At 65.1% G+C, this 20,773-nt stretch carries 17 protein-coding genes and 1 tRNA gene; 13 read left to right on the forward strand and 5 right to left on the reverse strand.

What is annotated here, in order from left to right; all coding sequences use genetic code 11:
- Window positions 1-9: 9 nt before the first annotated feature.
- The 3 genes from B7R93_RS13320 to B7R93_RS13330 form a co-directional block, all read right to left on the reverse strand.
- The gene (locus B7R93_RS13320) at window positions 10-561 is read right to left on the reverse strand and encodes a DnaJ domain-containing protein (RefSeq protein ID WP_103021239.1); all 552 of its coding nucleotides are present in this window, start codon (window positions 559-561) and stop codon (window positions 10-12) included.
- Window positions 562-651: 90 nt separating this feature from the next.
- Complete coding sequence (mutS, locus tag B7R93_RS13325; protein ID WP_103021240.1) at window positions 652-3,363, reverse strand: DNA mismatch repair protein MutS; 2,712 nt, start codon at window positions 3,361-3,363, stop codon at window positions 652-654.
- Between the two features lie 213 nt (window positions 3,364-3,576).
- Entirely contained in the window at window positions 3,577-4,266 is a 690-nt protein-coding gene (locus tag B7R93_RS13330) for a hypothetical protein (protein WP_157942305.1), read from the reverse strand.
- 143 nt (window positions 4,267-4,409) lie between these two features.
- Here B7R93_RS13330 and B7R93_RS13335 point away from each other — a divergent pair, with 143 nt between their 5' ends.
- A complete protein-coding gene (locus tag B7R93_RS13335; protein WP_103021242.1) occupies window positions 4,410-4,832 on the forward strand; it encodes a universal stress protein in 423 nt (140 codons plus the stop codon).
- 14 nt (window positions 4,833-4,846) lie between these two features.
- Here the strand turns inward: B7R93_RS13335 and B7R93_RS13340 are convergent, their stop codons facing one another.
- Window positions 4,847-5,479: a hypothetical protein gene (locus B7R93_RS13340; protein WP_232798447.1), complete on the reverse strand. Its 633-nt coding sequence runs from the start codon at window positions 5,477-5,479 to the stop codon at window positions 4,847-4,849.
- A 265-nt stretch (window positions 5,480-5,744) separates the two neighbouring features.
- Between B7R93_RS13340 and B7R93_RS13345 the strand changes: the two genes are divergently transcribed.
- From B7R93_RS13345 to B7R93_RS13365, 5 genes are all read left to right on the forward strand, one after another.
- Window positions 5,745-6,689, forward strand: coding sequence for an NAD(+)/NADH kinase (locus B7R93_RS13345; RefSeq protein WP_103021244.1), 945 nt, complete (start codon window positions 5,745-5,747; stop codon window positions 6,687-6,689).
- Between the two features lie 60 nt (window positions 6,690-6,749).
- Window positions 6,750-6,822, forward strand: a tRNA-Phe gene (locus B7R93_RS13350).
- Between the two features lie 337 nt (window positions 6,823-7,159).
- Complete coding sequence (locus B7R93_RS13355; protein ID WP_103021245.1) at window positions 7,160-8,566, forward strand: class II fumarate hydratase; 1,407 nt, start codon at window positions 7,160-7,162, stop codon at window positions 8,564-8,566.
- 213 nt (window positions 8,567-8,779) lie between these two features.
- Entirely contained in the window at window positions 8,780-10,339 is a 1,560-nt protein-coding gene (locus B7R93_RS13360) for a trypsin-like peptidase domain-containing protein (RefSeq protein ID WP_103021246.1), read from the forward strand.
- A gap of 127 nt (window positions 10,340-10,466) precedes the next feature.
- On the forward strand, window positions 10,467-10,706 hold the full coding sequence (locus B7R93_RS13365) for a hypothetical protein (protein WP_103021247.1): 240 nt from the start codon (window positions 10,467-10,469) through the stop codon (window positions 10,704-10,706).
- Window positions 10,707-10,751: 45 nt separating this feature from the next.
- Here B7R93_RS13365 and B7R93_RS13370 read toward each other — a convergent pair whose 3' ends face one another.
- Window positions 10,752-11,051, reverse strand: a complete 300-nt coding sequence (locus tag B7R93_RS13370; RefSeq protein WP_103021248.1) for an isoamylase early set domain-containing protein — start codon at window positions 11,049-11,051, stop codon at window positions 10,752-10,754.
- 346 nt (window positions 11,052-11,397) lie between these two features.
- On the opposite strand from B7R93_RS13370, the gene B7R93_RS13375 reads away from it, so the two are divergent.
- The 7 genes from B7R93_RS13375 to B7R93_RS13405 form a co-directional block, all read left to right on the forward strand.
- The gene (locus B7R93_RS13375) at window positions 11,398-12,501 is read left to right on the forward strand and encodes a prephenate dehydrogenase (protein WP_103021249.1); all 1,104 of its coding nucleotides are present in this window, start codon (window positions 11,398-11,400) and stop codon (window positions 12,499-12,501) included.
- 125 nt (window positions 12,502-12,626) lie between these two features.
- Entirely contained in the window at window positions 12,627-13,751 is a 1,125-nt protein-coding gene (gcvT, locus tag B7R93_RS13380) for a glycine cleavage system aminomethyltransferase GcvT (RefSeq protein WP_103021250.1), read from the forward strand.
- Window positions 13,752-13,805: 54 nt separating this feature from the next.
- Window positions 13,806-14,543, forward strand: coding sequence for a 2-phosphosulfolactate phosphatase (locus B7R93_RS13385; protein ID WP_103021251.1), 738 nt, complete (start codon window positions 13,806-13,808; stop codon window positions 14,541-14,543).
- 174 nt (window positions 14,544-14,717) lie between these two features.
- A complete protein-coding gene (locus B7R93_RS13390; RefSeq protein WP_103021252.1) occupies window positions 14,718-17,453 on the forward strand; it encodes a DNA translocase FtsK in 2,736 nt (911 codons plus the stop codon).
- Between the two features lie 77 nt (window positions 17,454-17,530).
- Window positions 17,531-18,670, forward strand: a complete 1,140-nt coding sequence (gene purK, locus B7R93_RS13395; protein WP_103021253.1) for a 5-(carboxyamino)imidazole ribonucleotide synthase — start codon at window positions 17,531-17,533, stop codon at window positions 18,668-18,670.
- Window positions 18,671-18,776: 106 nt separating this feature from the next.
- A complete protein-coding gene (gene purE / locus B7R93_RS13400; RefSeq protein WP_103021254.1) occupies window positions 18,777-19,289 on the forward strand; it encodes a 5-(carboxyamino)imidazole ribonucleotide mutase in 513 nt (170 codons plus the stop codon).
- Window positions 19,290-19,345: 56 nt separating this feature from the next.
- A partial coding sequence (locus tag B7R93_RS13405; RefSeq protein ID WP_232798448.1) for a trypsin-like peptidase domain-containing protein occupies window positions 19,346-20,773 on the forward strand: 1,428 nt, incomplete at its 3' end.

Raw genomic sequence — 20,773 nt, forward strand, 5'->3', positions numbered from 1 at the left:
CGCACCGCTTCATCGCCCGCCCAGGAAGATCTCCGTATACGCCCACACGCTGCCCAGCGCGAACCCGCAGGCACTCCCGACGAGCCCGACGAGGAGAACATCGAGCAGGAAGAGACCGGTCCCGTGCATTGTGAGCGGGTCGTACACGAACACGGACACGGTCAGGACCGCGCAGACCGGAATCGTGATCTTGTTCTTCTCGCGGATGCGCCGGTACTCCCCCGACAGTCCCTGCACGCGGTCGACGATGTCTTTGCTCACGCGTACCTTCTCCGCGCTGCGCCACCGCTCCGCGAACGACCGGCGTCGGCCCCGCCCGCTCGCCCCCTCCTCGTCCGACGCTTCTCCGTTGCGGGCGCCCCGGGACCAGGGGGCATCCTCCGATTCACTCAGGGTCTCGAAGGCCTCTCGGACCCGCAAAAACTCACGCTGGGCCTCCTCCTTGTCCCCCTCGTCGGCCTGGTCGGGATGACACTCCAGCGCGCGCCGACGGAACGCATGCTTGATTTCTTCCTGGGACGCCCCCGGATTGATGCCCAAAATGTCGTGGTACGTACTCATGGCGCCACGATGCCGGATGCAACGGACAGGACATGTGCGTCCTTTGGGTACCCGTTGAACCCGTCCGGGGGGCGTCTGTTGCGGCCGCCATCAGTCCGCCAGCTTCTCTTTCATCTCCGCCAGTTTCATGAGCGCCTCCACCGGGGTAATGCGGTTCGGGTCGACCTCGCCGAGCATCTCTTTGATCTCTTCCGCGGCCGGGTCCGGCTGGCCAAAGAGGTGCATCTGGGTGGCCTGACTGTCCTCCAGGTCGGGCACCGCCTCGGCATCCCCCTTCTCCGCCCGCAGGCCATCCCCCGACGGCAGGTCCTCCGAGGTAGCATCGCCCGTCTCGTCGCCGCCCACCTCCAGATGCTGACTCTCCAGGTTCCGGAGCACCTCGCGGGCCCGGGCAATCACCGCGTCCGGCAGGCCGGCCATCTTGGCCACCTCGATGCCGTAGGAGTGGTCCGCCCCGCCCGGGATGAGCTTCCGGAGGAACACGATCTCACCCTCGTGCTCGCTCACCTGGATGCGGTAGTTGTGCACCCGCTCCAGGCGATCGGCCATGGCGTTGAGCTCGTGGTAGTGGGTCGCGAAGAGGGTCCGCGCCGCCACCTCGGGCCGCTCGTGCAGGTATTCCACGATGGCCCACGCGATCGAGAGGCCGTCGAACGTGGACGTCCCGCGCCCCACCTCGTCGAACAGGATGAGGGACCGGGCCGTGGCGTTGTTGAGGATGTTGGCCGCCTCGTTCATCTCGACGAGGAACGTGCTCTCCCCCGCCGCAAGATTGTCGGACGCCCCGACGCGGGTAAAGATGCGATCGACGACCCCAATCTGGGCTGCGTCCGCGGGCACGAACGAGCCGACCTGTGCCAGCAGCACGATGAGGCCCACCTGCCGCAGGGCCACGCTTTTCCCCGCCATGTTGGGGCCAGTGATGATAAGGACCTGCTCGTCGTCCGGGTCGAGGTGCACATCGTTTGGGATGAACGGCTCGCCCGGCGAGAGCGTCTGCTCCACCACCGGATGGCGGCCCTCCTGAATGTCGATGGCGAGCCCGTCGTCCACCGACGGCCGCGTGTAGTCGTGCTGCTCGGCCCCCTCGGCCAGCCCCGCGAAGCAGTCGAGGTGCGCCAGGAGCTCCGCGTTCTCCTGCAGGAGGCCCGTCTGCTGGGCAATCCGGTCGCGGAGGTCATTGAACAACTCCTGCTCCAGCGTCTCGATCTTTTCCTCCGCCGTCAGGATCTTCTCTTCCATCTCCTTCAGCTCCGGCGTCACGTACCGCTCGGAGTCCACGAGCGTCTGCTTGCGAATGTAGTCCTCGGGCACCTTCTCGGCGTGGGTGTTGGTGACCTCGAGGTAGTACCCAAACACCTTGTTGAAGCCGACCTTAAGGGACGGAATGTCGGTCCGCTCACTCTCTTCCTTCTCCAGGTTGGCCACCCAGTCCTTCCCTTCCTGCGCGATGGTGCGCAGCTCATCGAGCTCTTCGGAGTGGCCGTCCCGGATGAGTCCCCCTTCACTGATCTTGGCCGGCGGGTCGTCCACGAGGGTGCTCTGGATCTGATCGACCATTTCGGGACAGGGACGTAGGTCGTCCTCGAGGGCGTCCAGGGCGTCCGAGTCGGCGTCCGTGAGTAGCCCCAACACGTTCGGAAGGCGGCGGAGCGTGTGTTTAATCGCGATGAGGTCGCCGGGCGCGGCGCGGCCCGTGGCCACCTTGCCCGCCAGTCGCTCCAGGTCCCCCATCTGGTTGAGCTCCGTACGCAGGTCTTCGCGCAGGGCACGGGCATTGACGAAGGCCTCCACCGCGTCCAGGCGGTGCCGGATGCGCTCCACGTCACGGAGGGGCCGCACCAGCCAGGCGCGGAGGCGCCGTCCCCCCATTGGGGTTTCCGTCTCGTCGAGGATGCTCACGAGCGTCCCGTCGTGCCCGTCGTCCTGGATGGACTGGACGAGCTCCAGGTTGCGCTTCGTCTCCGGGTCGAGCGCGATGTGGTCGTCCTTCGAGTAGCGCTTGATCTTGCGGACATGGGGCAGCCTGCCCTTCTGCGTCTCGCCCAGGTAGTGGAGCGCCGCGCCCGCCGCCACCACCCCCAGGTCCAACTCGTCCACCCCAAAGCCCTTCAACGAATGGGTGTCGAAGTGCTCCAGGAGCGTCTGGTACGCAAAGTCGTACTTGAAGACCCAGTCGTCCTGCTCGGTGACCGTAAAAGGGAGCTCGCGGAGATGCTGGTCAAGGCGCTCACGTTTTCGTTTGTCTACGATGACCTCCGACGGGGCCACCGTTTGGATCAGGTCTTGCACCTGATCGAGGCCGGCCTCGGTGACACTGAACTCGCCCGTGGTGGCGTCGATGAAGGCAAACCCGATGCGGTCCTTGTCCTGGCCGGCGCCGAAGTGGAGGGCCGCCAAAAAGTTGGACTGCTTGGGGGTCAACAGCTGGTCGTGGAACGAGACGCCGGGCGTGACCACCTCCACCACATCCCGGTCCACCACCTTGCCGCTTGAGTCGTCGGCGTCTTCCACCTGCTCACAGATCGCTACCCGGAGGCCCGATCGAATGAGCTTGGGCAGGTGGCTGTCGAGGGCGTGGTGCGGGAACCCCGCCATCGGGACGTCGTCGGCGTCGCCGTTGTTGCGTTCGGTGAGCGTGATCCCGAGCAGTCGGCTCACCGTCTTCGCGTCGTCGTCGAACGACTCATAAAAGTCGCCCATGCGGAACAGCAGGATCGCCTTCGGGTGACGCTCCTTGATCTTGTAGTACTGCCGCATGAGGGGCGTACGCCCGCGCTGCTGGGTACTGGACTGGGCCATGGAGGTCCGGGTGCGGTCAATACATCTGATTCGAGGGGGAGGCCTCCACCGGGCAACGACAAGCCGTCCTCGTGGACTCGTGGGGCGACCGTCCACAGGCAAGGCCGGCCGCCGCTCGCACGGGGCCTCGACAGTTCGTACCGGTAAAACGTAGCCGTCCACGCCCCAAATCACAATGGACAACGCCTGGGCCCACCGATCCTTCATCACTCTTCAGACGCGGGCCGACGGCCGGCGCTTGAGCGTTCGGAGACGTTTTCGGAGGGCGCGCTTGCGGGCCCTGAGGGCCGACTCCGGGTCGGCATCTTCGGCCGCAGGTACGGCCTCGTACGCCCCCGAGGCGTGGAGACGCTCGATCGAGGCCTCAAGCTCCGACACCGCGTGCCGCAGGGATTCTTTCGTGCCGGGCAGCGATGACTCGGGCGGGGCAGTAGGAGCTCGGGGAAAGCCCCACGTCTCCAGGGAGTTGGCGATGGCCTGCACCGCCGCCGGATGCTCGGCGTCAAACGCCGATTCGAGGGCCCGGAACGTAGCGGTCGCCTCTTCATGGTACGGATCGGCAACCGTGTCCGGATGACACAGCTTCGTGGCCCGGCGGTAGGTGCCTTTCAGGTCTGGATCGGAGCGGGCCGTCCTCGGGGAGGCCTGCTGCCGTCGCTCCTGGAACGCGTCGTAGGCCTCCTGGGCATCGTGGTAGGCATTGCGGAGACGCGCGCTCCGCATGCGTGCCTGCGCTGCTTCTTTGAGGCGCGCCATCTGAAGCCGAAGGACCTCCTCCTGGAGCGGCGCCACTTCCTCTTCGAATTGCGAGTGGGCCGCACGAATCATCTGCTCCAGCTCGGCCTTCTCTCGCAGGCGACGCGCCAAGGACCGTCGCAAGGATTGGAGATCAGAGCGTGCCATATCCACAGTAAGGAAGGTTGTGCTGCGGCTTTTCTCTTCGGTGGTTAAATGATACACTACGAGTGGGAGATCCGGGGCCCTCTCTCCCCCAGAGGCCCGGAGATCCCCCTCCACCCTGCTTTGCCTCGCTCTTCCTCTACTGCATGTACGACGTCCTCCTAATTCCGGTCGATCTCTCCAGCGCCAACGACCACGTTCTCGACAGGGCCCGGGCGCTCTCGACCCCAGGCGACACCCGCATGCTGCTGCACCACGCCATCGAAACGCTTCAGGACGAAGCGCCCGGCGAGATGGACGACTTTTACGCGGACCTCCAGCAGGAGGCCGAGAAGAAGTTGGGGGACTGGGCGTCCACCCTGGCCGAGGACGGGTTTGACGTCGACTCCCTGATCACCTACGGGGAACAAGGCCCCGAGATCACTCGGGTCGCCGAAGAAGAGAACGCGGACCTCCTCGTGATGCGATCACACCGCGTCAATCGGGACGATCCGGACAGCCCGGTCGGCACGGTGAGCCACCAGGTGGCCGTCTTCGCTCCCTGCTCCGTTTATCTCGTGCGCCCGTAGGTCACGGATCGCGGTCAGAGGGAAACTCGAAAGGCCCCACCGGCCCCGACGGTCACCCCATCGATATTCGTCACCTTCCGTCCCGTGACGAGTCCCTCCACGGTAACCGACTTGTAGGTGAGCCCGTACCGCAGCCCAATCGTCAGGCCCACGTTGGTCTGGTTGGTGTCCCACGTAGTGAGGAACAGCGGGGTGGACTGGCTCCGATCCAGATAGGCGTTGTCGGCGGCCACGCCCGGATCCGCCAAAATTCGACGGATGGTGAGTCCCTGGTCGACCGCCCCGATGATGCGAGGCCGCTCGCCCCGTCGCACCTGAAGGGTGGGTCCCGCAGACATCTGAAGCGTCTGATGAACCGCTCCGTCGGACCGGACGGGCCGCCACACGACCGCTGTCGTCACGTTGTAGCGCCGCTGGTCCGCCCACGAGGTGGCCCCCTCGTACGCCCGACGGAGGTCCCGCTGAACAGCGGCGTCGCGGCGCAGGCCGATCCGCCCGCCCCACGCTCCGGATTCCCACCACGACACGTTGACCCCAATTCCCGTGGCCGTGGAAATCCCGTCCATGAAGACGGCCTGGACGGTAGAGCCCACGTCCCATCGATCCGACGTCTCCATTTGCGGCTGGGCCTCGGCAGGAACACACATCGAAAGGAAGAGAACGGCAGACACCACGTGCAGAACCGAGGTTCGCATGACGAAGCGACCGTCGGGGAAAGCGCAGCGACGCAGCATGGCGTTCCAGATTTTTATAAGCAGAAAGCTTCACGCCGAACACAATGTTTGAGAACTGAAAAAGTTTTGGGGTTCATGCAGGGGGGCTGCTCGGAACGTTCTTTCGCCCCTGGGCTTTGAGGCGACTGTTGTACACGGCCGCTGCTGGCCTTTTCCCCATGCTCTGAACGCCCCCTACATGGTCTACGGCATCACCGGAAACCCAACCAAGGATGCGCTCTGGGCCCCGTTGGCGAGGCTCATCGACCGACTGCTAGATGACAACCTCCCGTTCCGGATCCACGAGCCCATCGCCACTGGCCTGATGGAACATGATCTCTTTGCCGAGGACGTGTGCCGCACCCATGCCGTGGACGACGTGGCGGAGGCCGGCGACGTTGTGCTCTCCTTCGGCGGGGACGGCACCCTCCTGCGCACCGCCCACCGGACAGGGCCCAACGGCACACCGCTTTTGGGCGTCAACATCGGTCGCCTCGGGTTCCTCGCCGACATTGAAATCGAGCAGATCCACGACGCCATCGACGCCCTGGAGGCCGGGAACTACCGGACGGAGGAACGGCTGGTCCTTCAGGCCAACCTGGAGGCCGGCTCCGGGCTCGACACCGAGTGGGCCCTCAACGAGTTCGTCCTGGACCGCAGCGGGGCAGCCGGGCTCATCGAAATTGAGGTCGTCGTCGATGGCACCCCCTTGAACACCTACTGGGCCGACGGCCTCATCATTGGTACCCCCACGGGCTCTACCGCATACTCGCTCTCGACCGGCGGCCCCATTATCACCCCTGGGGTGGACGCCATCATTCTAAACCCCATCGCCCCTCATACCCTCACGGTTCGTCCGATCGTGCTCTCGGCCGACGCCACTGTCACCTGTCAGGTCCGTGAAAACGATCAACCGTACGTCTTTGCTGCGGACGGACAAAGCACAATGTTCGACGAGCACAATCTGGAGTTCAGCGTGGAGCGGGCCGACCACACAGTCAATCTCGTCAAGCTCCCTGGACAACACTTTTTCCACACGCTCCGGTCGAAACTGATGTGGGGCGTGCGTCGTTCGGGGGACTCGGACGAAGGGGGGCAGCCCATCTCCACCCCCCACGACCCCTCCTCGTTGAAGGGGGAGTGAAACACCGGGGACGGTCGTTGACAGGCGCGGGTGAGGCTAGTACATTCGTGGGTGTTGCGTGGTCAGGTAGCTCAGGTGGTAGAGCAACGGCCTGAAAAGCCGTGTGTCGGCGGTTCGAATCCGCCCCTGACCACTTCTCCCCCGCTTTCCGCCGCACAGCGGCGCAGAGCGGGGCTTTTGTTTGGTGCGGACGGTCATCGCATGTCGTTCATCGGATTCCCGTCCCTCCTCCTTCGCCATGTGACGACCCGGCCCACACGGACTTTCACAGGCGTTTTTTCGCAGGCGCGACCCGTCCCGACGGCGTTCCGGCCCCTCCGGCCCCAGGCCCGGATCACATCCACGAGTGCGGAGTCCGAGACGCGGGGCGTTCGCCCTGCGTGGGGTCGAGCCCAGTCCGTCGCCCCTCGCTCGACGCCGAGGCCGCACAGTGCCCTTTCGCTTCCCGCTTCATCTGCCTCTTTCTCGCAATGAGCTCTGACTACCGCACCGAAAGCGACTCGCTCGGAGACGTGCGCGTTCCCGCCACGGCCCTCTACGGCGCCCAGACCCAGCGGGCGAAGGAGAACTTTCCCGTCAGCGACCTTCGGTTCTCCCGCCGCTTCGTCGAAGCCCTCGGCCACGTCAAGCGGGCGGCCGCCCGGGCCAATCAGGACCTCAACCGCCTGGGGGACGACACCGCCGGGGCGATTGTCGAGGCCGCCGAGGAGGTGATCGACGGCACGCACGACGAGGAATTCGTGCTCGACATTTTCCAGACGGGCAGCGGCACCTCCACAAACATGAACGCCAACGAGGTGATCGCCAACCGGGCCTCCGTTCTTCTCGGGGCCGACCGGGGCAGCAAGGCCGTTCACCCCAACGACGACGTAAACAGGTCGCAGTCGTCGAACGATACGATCCCGACCACCCTCCATGTCGCCGCGCGGATGGGCATCGAGCACGATCTCTTGCCGGCCCTGGAGGCCCTTCAGACGGCGTTTGAAGAAAAGGCGGAGGCCTTCGACGACGTGCTGAAAAGCGGTCGGACCCACCTGATGGACGCCACCCCGGTGCGCCTGGGACAAGAGTTTGGCGGCTATGCGGCCCAGATCGAACACGCAATCCAGCGGATCGAGTTGGCATCGAACCGCCTCTCGGAGGTCACCCTCGGCGGCACCGCCACCGGCACGGGACTCAACTGTCCAGAGAACTTTTCCGAAACGGCCCTCCAGCACCTCACCGACGCCACCGGCCTCTCGTTCTACAAAACGGACAACCACTTCGCCCAGCAGGCCGGCAAGGAACTCTACGTGGACGCCCACGGGGCCCTGAACACCCTTGCCACGGCCCTGCTTAAGATTGCCAATGACCTGCGGCTTCTCTCCAGCGGCCCCACGAGCGGCATCGGCGAAATCAAACTACCGGTCATCCAGCCTGGCTCCTCCATCATGCCCGGGAAGGTAAATCCCGTGCAGAGCGAACAGGTCATGATGGTCGCCACGCAGGTCACCGGGAACCACCAGACCCTCACGGTCGCCAACACGCACGGCAACTTTGAGCTGAACGTGATGATGCCCGTGATGGCCCACGCCATGCTCCAGAGCATCGACCTGCTCGCACACAGCGTGGACGCCTTCCGGAGCAAATGCGTGGAGGGCATTGAGGCAGATCGGGAGCGCTGTCGGGAGCTTCTGGAACTGAACCCCTCCGTCGCGACGGCCCTCAACACAGCCATCGGCTACGACAAGGCCAGTGAGGTGGCCAAGACGGCCGCGGCGAACCGCGAGAGCGTCCAGACGGTGGTGAAGCGGATGGGCCTACTCGACGACGACGAACTCGACGAGTACCTGGACCTCCGTCGCATGACGGAACCGGGCGTGCCCGGGGACGAGTGACGCCGGTGCCCCGGACGGGGGCCCCACGGCCCAGTGCCACGGCACTTCCCCCGGCGAGCCCACGTTGTTACATGTCCCGGACAGACGGCGGTACGAAACTCCGGGGGGCGCCCGTTCAGAGAGGCCACAAGGCATCGCCGCAACGATCGAAGACGATCGCCGGCGACCCCTTCTCCCCCATCGCGTTTTTTTCTACGACTTTCCGCACGTCCCATGAGCACGCAAGGCAAGGTCTCCCTCGCCATCGTCGTCGGAGGCGCATTTCTGGGCGGCATCCTGTTCGCCACCGCCGGCGCAAACTTGTTTGGGGTGGGCGACGCCGTCGGCACTTCCGGACAGGCCGCCGCCCTCGACGGCTCGACACAGGTTGAACAGTCCGCTCCCAGCACGCCCAGCGGATTTGAGACGGCGTTTTCGGAGGTCGCTGCGTCCGTCAATCCGGCCGTCGTCCAGATCCGAGCCGCCAAGGTGGTGGACCGCCAGCGGCGCAATCCGTTCGAGGGCACTCCGTTCGAGCGGTTCTTTGGCCAGCGCGGACCATCGGAGCCCGAGGTCCGACAGGGACTTGGCTCCGGGGTCGTCGTGCGCTCCGACGGGCACATCGTGACCAACAACCACGTGATTCAGGACGCCGAGCAGTTGAGCGTCCAGACCCTGGGGGGCGAGCAGTACGAGGCGGAAGTCGTGGGCACCGACCAGTACAAGGACCTGGCCGTGCTGAAGGTGGATGCCTCCGACATGACGGCCATCAGCTTTGGCAGCTCGGAGCAGATTAGCGTAGGACAGTGGGTGATGGCGTTCGGCTCGCCGCTCACCCCCCAGCTCAACAACAGCGTTACGGCCGGCATCATCAGTGCCCTCGGGCGCCTTCAGGCCAGCCCCCAGCGGGGCCGGGGCTCCAATCAGGGCGGCGGGGTGCAGAACTTCATCCAGACCGACGCGGCCATCAACCCCGGAAACTCGGGCGGCCCCCTCGTCAATTTGCAGGGGCAGCTCGTGGGCATCAACACCGCCATCGTGTCCCGATCCGGCGGCAATCAGGGCATCGGGTTCGCCGTTCCGTCCAACACCGTCGAGCGCATCGCCACCCAGATCATCGAAGAGGGCGATGTGCAACGGGCCTACCTTGGGATCCGCTACCGCAAAGCCCCGGAGACTCTCCTGGAAAACGAAAGTCTGCCCAAGGGCTCGGCGATCGTCTCGCAGGTAGAAGAGGGAGATCCCGCGGGCGAAGCCGGGCTCGAGGCTGGCGATATCATCACCGGGATCAACGGCACCCCGCTGGAAAACTACCTCCAGCTGGGCAACCAGATTGCCAGCATGCGGCCCGGGGAGGAGGCCTCCCTCCAGATTAACCGCGACGGGGAGACACGCACCCTCTCGGTTACGCTGGGCGCCCGGGGCGAGAGCATGGCGGCGTCGGGTGAGGGCGATCAGGGAGGCGAAAGCCCATCGTCCGCCGAGGCCCTTCAGAAAGAGCTGGGCCTCCAGCTGCAGGATGTTACGCCTGACATTGCCCGGCGCCTCGGCCTCGATGAGGCGCGGGGCGTCGTCATCACGGGCGTGGACCAGTCCAGCCGGATGATTCGAGACTCGGGCCTTCAGCCTCGGCAGGTCATTTTCAAAATGGCCGGCGAGCAGGTTTCGGACATGAGTGCCTTCATGGAGGCGTACCAGGGGGTCAAGCCCGGCGACGCGTTCCGGATCGCGGTCCGGAACCCTGACGGATTCGTCTTCGTCACGAGTCTCCGGCGCCCCACCGACGCCGAATAGCTCGGGCCCGCTCTGCACCACCAGGACACTCCCTGCTTCCACGAGTCCCTTGTCCCCACGAAGAGGGGATGTTGTACGGGGTTCAAGGTTTCTTCTCCCAGTCTCGTTCACGGATCGCCCCCCTCGCATGACTGATTCGACGCCCTCCCTCGATGCCCCCCCCGACGCCGCCCAAATTGCAGACCTGCGCGAGCAGGCCGCCGACGAGGGCCGCTCAGTTGAGGTTACGTTTCCGGGCGCCGACGAGGACCCGAAACGGTTTGTCGTCTCATCGCGTGGCACGTGCGTCGTGCTGACCAACCTGCGGGAGGACTCGTTCAACCCGTCGACGGCACCAGAAGACATCGCCGCTGCCCTTCAGGACTGACGTCTTCCTGCGCAGCACACCATCGATCCCGAAGCGGAATGAGGGCTACGTCGCCACCACGCAATTCGTCGTCCCGAAGCCACTGGGCTCGAAGGCGTCGGCCTCTTCGTCGTTGATCCATCCGTCCTCCTCGCTGTAGTAGCGGAAGGCGTAGTGCCCGTTTTCCGAGAGCAGAACGTTTGTGCTGTAGGTCTGGTTGCTGCGGCGGACGAAGCGATGCTCCCCGGGCGTCCAGTCGTTGAAATCCCCGACGACCGAGACCTCATCCCCGTACGGATGCTCCTCCGGAAGGACAAATGTAACCTTGACGTGGGCGCTCGACTGCTTGTCTACTTTCCGAATCATGGAAGCAAGATGGGGAGGCTGGTGATTGGGTGCGTGAACATCCTCACTCAGGCTCGCTGGGCAGGGCTGAGAGATTCTTTGGATGGAGAAGCACCAGGCGCTACGTCAAGGGTCTCCCCTTGTGACGGTCGCCAGAGACAAAAAGCGCTTCCTTCGCCTCTTTTTCACGGGACACGTTCGTGGCAGGGGATCCCGTTACTCCTGAGCCGCTGTTGGCCCGTACTTCGGGCTGCTTCCTCTCCTCCTGCTGAACATTCGCCGCGGCCCTGGCGTGCATTTGTCCTTCGCCTGCGTTCGTAGGCCCCCTCACGGACGCCGTCTCTTCTCGTTACCCTCCCCACCGCGCATGATCAAACGACTTACCATTATCGGAACGGGTCTTATCGGCGGCTCGCTCGGGCTCGCGTGGGCCCAACGACGGCCGGAGCTCACGATCGTCGGGCACGACCGGCCGGAGGTCTTAGAACAAGCCGAGGAGCGCGGGGCCATTGACAAGAAGGCGGCCGACCCGGTGTCCGCAGTACAGGACACGGACCTCGTCGTGCTCGCCACGCCCCTCGCCACGACGGTTCGACTACTGGAGACCATTGCCGACGCGCTTCCGGATGGATGCGTCGTAACCGATGTTGCCTCGGTGAAAGAACCCGTCCTTGAACAGGCTGCGGATGTACTGCCCGACCATTCTACGTTCCTGGGCGGTCATCCCATGGCGGGCGCCGAGCACAGCGGCATTGAGCACGCGGACCCATTGCTGTTTGAGAATGCCGTCTACAGCCTCTGCCTTCCGGAGGAGACCGACGAGGATGCCCTGGAGGGACCGCTGGCTCCCGTCGTCGAGTTGGTCGAGGCCACCGGTAGTCGACCGCTCGTGCTGAACGCCTCTCGCCATGATCGCCTCGTCGCCGCCACCAGCCACGTGCCACAACTCTTGTCCGTGGCCCTTGTCAACCTCGTCGCCACCACTGAGGAGCAAGACCTGGCCCTACAGCTCGCCGGGGGCGGGTTCCGTGACATGACCCGCATTGCGTCGTCCCCCTTCGGCATGTGGCGAGACGTGCTCGTGGGCAACGAGCGTGAGATCCACGACGCCCTGAGTCGCCTGCGTCGGGGCCTTCGCACCCTCCGAAACCGGCTCATCGAAGAAGACCTGGAGGCCCTTGAGGACACCTTCGCAGAGGCGCGCACGGCCCGCGACGCGATGCCGGGGGAGGGCAAGGGCTTCCTCCACCCGCTGTCCGACGTTTACGTGCAGGCCCCAGACGAGGCGGGCGTCCTCCACGAACTGTCGGGGCACCTCCTCGACGCGGACCTCAACATCAAGGACATCGAGCTTCAAACCATTCGGGAGGGGACCGGAGGGACCTTTCGGCTGGCGTTTGAGGAGGCGGACGACGCCGACAAGGCCGTCGCGGTGCTGTCGGAGGCCGGCTATGACGCTCGGCGTCCGTAGCCTCCCCCGCGAAATCATCCCCCCTTCGTTGACTAAACTGCCGCCATCGGATATTATGAGGGGCCGTAGGTTCACGGCTCCACTCGTGCCTGTCGTTGCCCCTTCGCAGCTTTTTGTCTCTTCCGATGGCCAATTCTGCTTCGTCTCTTCAGACCACTCCCCTCCACGGCGTCCACGAGGAGCGTGGCGCCCGCATGATGGAATTCGGCGGCTTCGAGATGCCCGTGCAGTACGACAGCATCATCGACGAGCACATGGCCGTCCGCAACGACGCCGGACTGTTCGACGTGAGCCACATGGGCGAGGTGCTCATTCAGGGCGATCAGGCCCTCAGCCTCGTCCAGCACCTCGTCACCAACGACGCCGAGACGCTCTACGACGGGCGCGCGATGTACACGGTCATGTGCACCCCCGACGGCGGCATCATCGACGACGGCATCGTGTACCGCCGTGCCGAAGACGAGTACCTGATGGTCCTAAACGCCGCCAACAGGGAGCGGGACCTGGCGTGGATGCACGATCACAACCCCATGGACGCCACGCTTCGGGATGTCTCTACCGAGACGGCCCTTCTTGCCCTTCAGGGCCCGAAGGCGCTCGATATCGCCCAGCCCTTCCTCAACGATGACCTCGACGACCTGTCGTTCTATCACTTCTGGGAACAGTCTGATGGAGCGTTTCTCGACTGCGAGACCGCCCTCATCTCCCGGACCGGATACACCGGCGAGCCGGGCCTCGAGCTGTACGTCCCCGCCGGCCGGGCCCGGCACGTGTGGACGACCCTTCTCGAAGCGGGGGCGGATCGGGGCCTGACACCGGCCGGCCTTGGCGCCCGCGACACGCTCCGGCTTGAGGCAGGGCTCTGCCTGCACGGCAACGACATCACGGAAGAAATCAACCCCTACGAGGCGCAGCTGGGTTGGCTGGTGAAGCTGGACAAGGGCGACTTCATCGGGCGGGAGGCCCTGCGGGAGATTCACGAGCACGGCCCGGAGCGCCGGCTCGTGGGCTTCATGGCCACGGAACGGGGCATCCCGCGCCACGACGACGTCCTTCAGTCGCCGACGGGCACCGCCATCGGGGTCGTCACCAGCGGCACGCAGTCGCCCCTCCTCGATGCGGGCATCGGCCTCGGCTACGTTCCCAATGAGGCCTCCTATACGGAGCCGGGACAGTCCCTACAGGTCGCGAGTCGACGCCGTACGTTCGACGTGGACGTGGTCGAGCCCCCGTTCCACGAGAAGGCGTAGGCCCGTCTCCGCTTCTCGCGCTCCCCCCTCCCCTTCACCTGACTCGCCGTTCCGATGGACGCTGAAGTCTTTTTGACGCACTCGAACATTTCGGAAGGCGATGTCCAGGACCGGACGGTCATTGTCATCGACGTACTCCGGGCCTGTTCTACCATCGTAACGGCCCTTGAGCGGGGCGCCCGGGCCGTAATGCCGGTTCCCGACATGGCCCGGGCCGGAAAAATTGCCAGCAACCTCGACCCCGATATGTATCGACTCGGGGGCGAACGCAATGGAGAGCAGATTGAAGGATACCACCTTGGCAACTCGCCACACGAGTACACACAGGACGTCGTGGAGGGCCGGGATATCATTCTGAACACCTCCAACGGAACGCAGGCCTTGGAACAGGCAAAAGAGGCCGAGACCCTCGTGGTCGCCTCCTTTCTGAACGCAGGCCGCGTCGTCGACTTCATCCGTCGGACGGCCGACGCCGTAACCATCGTCTGTGCAGGCCGCCAGAACCGCCTCGCCCTGGAAGACACCCTCTGTGCAGGACTTCTGCTCGATCGCCTCTGGGACGGGAACGAGCCGTACCCCGTCACGGACTCGGCCCACACCGCCTACACGCTGTACCACACGGACCGGGACGATCTCGACAATGCCCTCCGGGGGGCCAACCACGCCGAGTGGCTTGCCGAACAGAACTGTGAAGCGGACCTGGACTACTGCTTCCGGATCGACGCCCTGCCCGTGCTGCCCTACTATACGGAGAACCGGCTTCTTCTGTACGAGGATGTCGCCTCGGCGTAGCACACGCCCTTTTTCTGCACACGCGCGGAGCGCTCGTCCGTGCCGCTCCGTTGCATTTGTGCCGCGTTGAGCCCACTTTACGGACCCTGTGCACTTCAATCAAACAACGGGTGCACACGCAAAGCCCCGGCCTATCGCTGCAACTTCCACTCTCCGACTCGCCTGTTCGGTCGTATGGCTGCCTCGGATTCCGACACAAATACGGAGGAGACCTTTTTGATCTCCCCGCGTCGGAAGGTGGAGATTATTGGGCTGGTGGTGATGGTCTTCGCCCTGTTGGTATCGCTTGCCTTTGCCAGCTACCACCCCAGCGACGCCGTCGTTCTTCGTTCGGCGGAGTGGTCTGAGGTCGTGTTCAATCCGCAAAGCGCCCAGGCCGACGGGCCTGTCCAGAACGTACTCGGGCTTTTGGGCAGTCGGCTCGCGGAAACGTTCGTGCCCGGCTTTATCGGCTACGGCGTGCTCCTGCTGAGCAGCCTGCTCATGGTATGGGGCTACGCAATCTTTCGTCATGCCTCGCTGCATCGGCTCCTCTATCCGTCCCTCCTGACGGTCTGTTCTGCCTTCGTCCTGTCCTGCTTCGTAGGCTGGGGCCACCACGCGGCGGATGTCTCTCTTCGGGCGTGGGCAGGAAGCGTCGGCATCGGCACCGCAGGCTGGATGCAAAACGTTCTCGGGGAGGTCGGCTCCTTCATCCTCCTCCTGCTCGCGGGGGCAATCCTGCTCCTGCTCGTGGTGGACCACGACGTTCAGCGCACGGTGGACCGCATCATTGAGGCCGCCTGCGCAATCGTGACGGGCGTCTCTGCCACCGGAGCCTACATCCAGAACCAGTGGACACAGGCCCGGACCCACACCGTACCGGAGGAGACGCGGACCGCGACCGACCAGGCCTCGCCGGCCTCCCCCTCGGCGTCCGCGTCGGCCTCTTCTGCGAGCGATCCTTCGCCGTCTCCCACCGAACAAGATCCCGCCGCCCCTGCGCCTTCCTCTTCTCCTCCAGGCCGCCCCGATCCCCCCGAATTGGAGGACTCGTCCGTTCGTCGAAATGATTTGTTTCGGCCCGGGAACGATTCCGCCGCGTCCGCCGCCGAGGACGACTCCACACCTGCGGCGCCCCCGTCTCAGCCCGCCGACGATCAGAGCGAGTCTCCCGACGGCGAGACGGCTGTGGCAGCGACGGAAGAGACCCCGCCGGACGATGCCCCCGCCCACACGGCTCCCCCCTCCTCGTCCTCAGACGCATCCACGTCCGACCCGCCGGAGCCCCCTGAGACCGAAGACGCCGCCCCAGTCCCGAACGCGCCCGACGACCCCGAGGACGATGTCTCGATGACGATCCAGGAGCAGGTCGAAGAGGAGACGACCGACGAAATCGAGCGGACCGCGGAGTTGCCGGAGGACTTCGAGTACGAGCCTCCGTCCCTCGACCTTCTCGATGAGTCGGCGGACACCGGCCCCACCATCAACCGGGAGGAGCTTGAGGAGAACAAGCGGGTGCTCCTCGACAAGCTCGAGATGTACAACATCGAGATTGAGGAGATCAATGCCGTGGTGGGCCCAACCGTCACGCGCTACGAGCTCACGCCCGCTCCAGGGGTCAAGGTCAGCCGCATCAAGTCGCTCGAGGACGACCTGGCCATGGCGATGGCGGCGCCCGGCGTCCGGATGATTGCCCCCATTCCCGGGAAATCGGCCGTGGGGGTCGAGATTCCAAACCGGAACCGCGAGCTGGTCCGCCTCCGCAGCGTAATCGGGACCCGGAAGTTTCAGGACACCGACCTACAACTTCCCCTGCCCCTCGGCAAAAACATTGAGGGAGAAGTGCATGTGGGCGACCTCACAACCATGCCCCATCTTCTCATCGCGGGCGCCACTGGGTCTGGCAAGTCTGTGGGCCTAAACTCCATCATCACCGGTCTCATCTACGCCTGTCATCCGGCGAACCTGCGGTTCGTCATCATCGACCCGAAGAAAATTGAGTTGCAACAGTACACACAGCTCGAAACGCAGTTCGTGGCGGTCCCGGAGGACATTGACCAGACCGTGATCACCGACATCGACGAGGCCTCCGGGGTCCTCAAGAGCGTAGAGCACGAGATGGAAATGCGGTACGACCTGCTGTCGGACGCCAGCGTGCGCAACATTACCGGGTACAATGAGAAGTTTCAGGCCGGGGAGCTCGACCCCACGGACGGGCACCGGCACATGCCCTACCTGGTGGTGGTGGTCGACGAGCTGGCCGACCTGATGATGGCGGCCGGCGATGACGTGGAAGGCCCAATCTCACGCCTTGCTCAAATGGCACGGGCCGTCGGCATTCACCTCATCCTTGCGACCCAGCGGCCGTCGGTCGACGTGGTCACCGGCGTCATCAAGGCCAACTTCCCGTCCCGCATTGCCTTCGAGGTGGCGTCCCGGGTCGACTCCCGCACCATCCTGGACCAGGGCGGCGCCGAGGACCTCGTTGGGAACGGGGACATGCTTTTCCTGAGTGGCAGCGACCTGAAGCGCCTGCAGGGCCCCTTCGTGAGCGTGGAGGAGGTGGAAGAGGTCGTCGACCACGTGGCGGACCAGCCCGGCGTCACTGCCTACACGCTTCCCTCCCTCCAGGATGCCGGCCACGGTCCGGACGAAACCCTGGGCGTGGAGGACACCGACGAGAAATTTGAGGAGGCAGCCCGGGTCATCGTGCGTCGTCAACAGGGCTCCGTGTCGCTCCTCCAGCGCAAGCTGGCGGTCGGGTACACCCGCGCCGCCCGCATCGTCGATCAGTTGGAGGAAGCCAGCATCGTCGGGCCCTTCAACGGCACGAAGGCCCGCGACGTGCTCGTGGACGACGAACAGGAGCTCGACGAACTCCTGCACAGCGAGCCTCCCCCCGAGGAGACCGACCCGGAAGAGGCATAGCCTTATGCATCTCTGGCCCATGCTCAGGGGCTGACGTTCATCCATACACCCTTTCTCTCCGACTGGACTTTCTTCGCATGAGTACACCATTTCCGACGATCGGCATTCTTGGCGGCGGGCAACTCGGCAAGATGATGGCGGCCGAGGCCATTCGCATGAACGTGGAGGTCCGGCTGTTGTCGCCAAAGGACGCCGGCCCGATGCGACCCTATGCTGAGACTCAGGTCGGCGACTGGACCGACCCGGACGTTCTCCGTCCCTTTGCGGCCGACTGTGACGTGGTGACGGTCGAGAGCGAGTGGGCCCCCGCCGATGCCGTCGCCGAGGTATTGCCGGACGATGCCGCCCTCTGGCCCTCGACCAAAACCCTGTCCCTCATCAAGGACAAGGGCGTGCAGAAGCAGCACTTGGTGGATGCCGAGTGCCCGGTGCCCGAGTTTGCGCGGTGCGAGACCCTCGCCGAGGCCCTCGACGCCGCGGAGGCCCTCGGCTATCCAGTGGTCCTCAAACAGTATCGCGGGGCCTACGACGGCTACGGCAACGCCACGGCCGACTCCGCGGACGAACTTCGGCAGGCCTGGCCCGACCTGGCCGCCGGGGATGGCGCGATGGTGGAGACGTTTGCAGACTTCACGCGCGAACTCGCGGTGCAGGTAGCCCGGCGTCCCGACGGGAACCAGGTCGTCTATCCCGTCGCCTACACCGAGCAGCGCGACCATCGGTGCCACGCCGTGGAGGTCCCCGCAGCCATCGACGACGACATTGCCGAGAAGGCCCGGCGCATTGCCCAGAGGTCCGTCGATGCAGTCGAAGGAGTCGGCCTCATCGCCGTCGAACTCTTCGAAATGCCAGATGGGCGTGTGCTGGTGAACGAGCTCGCCCCTCGTCCCCACAACACGGGCCACTATTCGATCGAGGGCGCTGCCACCTCCCAGTTCGAAAACCACGTACGGGCCGTTCTGGACTGGCCCTTGGGGGATCCTTCATTGCGAACCCCGGTCGCCGTCATGGTCAACGTGCTGGGCCGTCGCGAAGGAACACCCCCCGAAACCACTGGCTTGTCTCGGGCCCTGGAGACGGACGGCGTTACCCCCCACATCTACGGCAAGCCCGATGTCCGTCCCGGTCGCAAAATGGGCCACGTCACCGCCCTCGGTGCCGACCGCGCCGATACGCGGAAGCGCGCCGAGATGGCCGCCGACGCAATTGAATTGTAGTCGCTCGGGGAGACTCCAGACGTCCGTTCTGTTTTTGGCCGCGGCACGCCCCGAGCACTCCGTCCACATTTACGTCGTGTCTTTCCAATAGTGTCCTTAGCCGACCATGTCTACATCCGATGCACCGCCCGTTGGCATTGCCATGGGCAGCGACTCCGACCTCCCCGTGATGAAGGAGGCCGCCGAAGTCCTCGATGAGTTTGGCGTGTCCTACGAGATGCGCGTCCTCTCCGCCCACCGCACCCCCGGCGTCATGAAAGAGTACGCCGAGACCGCTCAGGAGCGCGGCGTGGAGGTCATTATCGCCGGCGCCGGCGGGGCGGCCCACCTCCCTGGCATGCTCGCCGCCAGCACGCCCCTCCCCGTCATCGGCGTCCCTGTAAAAACCAGTACGATGAACGGGATCGACTCGCTCCTCTCCATCGTCCAGATGCCGGGCGGCGTGCCCGTGGGCTCGGTGGCGATCAACGCCGCCGACAACGCCGCCCTGCTGGCCGTCCAGATTCTTGGCGTCGGGGCCCCCGACCTCCGTGCCAAGATGGCCGCGTACAAGGATGACCTGACGGAGACGGTAGCGGACATGGACGCGGACGTATCCGACCTCTCGAGCGATACGTAATTTCGACCCCTACCGGGTCTTTACGTGCAATGTCGCTGTGGAAGCACACACTTTTTTTGGTCACCGCGCTGGTGGGACACGCCTGGATGGCCGGTGCCGCCTCCGCCCAAGAACGGACGCCCCCTCCATCACGGCACCAGACTACGGTTCGTGCAACCGCCGAGGTTGCCCTGGAGACCCTTCCCTCCGTGGATGCCACCACACTCCGGGCCGAAGATCGAGAGGCACGGGACCAGGTCGGCCCCTACCGGTACGGCCGAACGATTGACACGCACCTGTCGCCCTCGCGGGACGGCACCTGGGAGCAGCTCCCGTCTGGACGCTGGCTGTGGCGTCTCCGCATCACGTCGCGCGACGCCGTCTCTCTGAGCCTCGGGTTCTCGACGTTTCAGCTGCCCCCCGACGCCACCCTGTTCGTACATGGCCCGGGCGACTCGGCCGTCCACGGGCCCTACACGGCAGCAGATGCGACCGACGGCCAACACTGGACCCCCCTCGTTCGCGGAGACGAGCTCATCCTGGAACTAGAGATTGCCGACCGTCAACGGGCCGCCGGGCTCACGGTCGGCCATGTCGTTCACGGATACCGGGCTTTGCCCACGGGTCCCCAAACGTCCCGTTCGAAATCAGGGGCCTGCAACCTCGACGTGGCCTGCGAGGAGGCCGATCCCTGGCGCAACCAGGTGCGTGCCGTGGGCGGGTACACCCTGCGCCGGGGGCAGGACAACCTGTTTTGCTCCGGCTCCCTGGTCAACAACACAGCTCGGGATGGCCGTCCTCTCTTTCTGACCGCCGAGCACTGTGTCCAGAGCCCGGCCGAGGCAAACAGCATGGTCTTCTACTGGAACTTCCAGACCGCCGACTGCCGGTCTCTCGGCTCGGACGAGAACGGCAGGTTTCCGAATGACTCCCTGAACGTCGGCGGGTGGAACCAGACGTCCTCCGGCGCCCTTCTCCGCGCTCGCTTCGGGAACGTACACCAGAACGGGGGCATCTCTGGAAAGCCCGACCTGACCCTCGTTGAGATCGACGACGACATCCCCGCCTCCTACAACTTGTACCTGAACGGATGGAGCCGGGAGGATGACGCCACGACCCGGAGCGTCACCATTCACCACCCACGAGGGCATGGCAAGCGCATCAGCTTCGACGACGATCCATCCTCGATTACCGGATACGGGGCCCCTAGAAATGGCAGCACGCATCTCCGCATCGGCGACTGGGACCTGGGGACGACGGAGGGCGGCTCCTCGGGCGGCCCGCTCTACGATGCCGACCAGCGGGTGGTAGGCGTGCTCTCGGGCGGGCTTGCGGGGTGCAACGGCGGGGGCACGGATGACAACGATCGGCCGGACTGGTACGGCCGCCTCGCCGCGGGCTTCGAGGACGGCGACTACGACGGCACCACCGTCGCGGACGTGCTCGACCCCCGGAATACCGGCACCGAAACCCTCACCGGGCGTCCCCTGAACGGGGGATCGGAC

Origin of the sequence: Salinibacter altiplanensis (assembly GCF_002894645.1) — a bacterium.
Lineage (GTDB): Bacteria > Bacteroidota > Rhodothermia > Rhodothermales > Salinibacteraceae > Salinibacter > Salinibacter altiplanensis.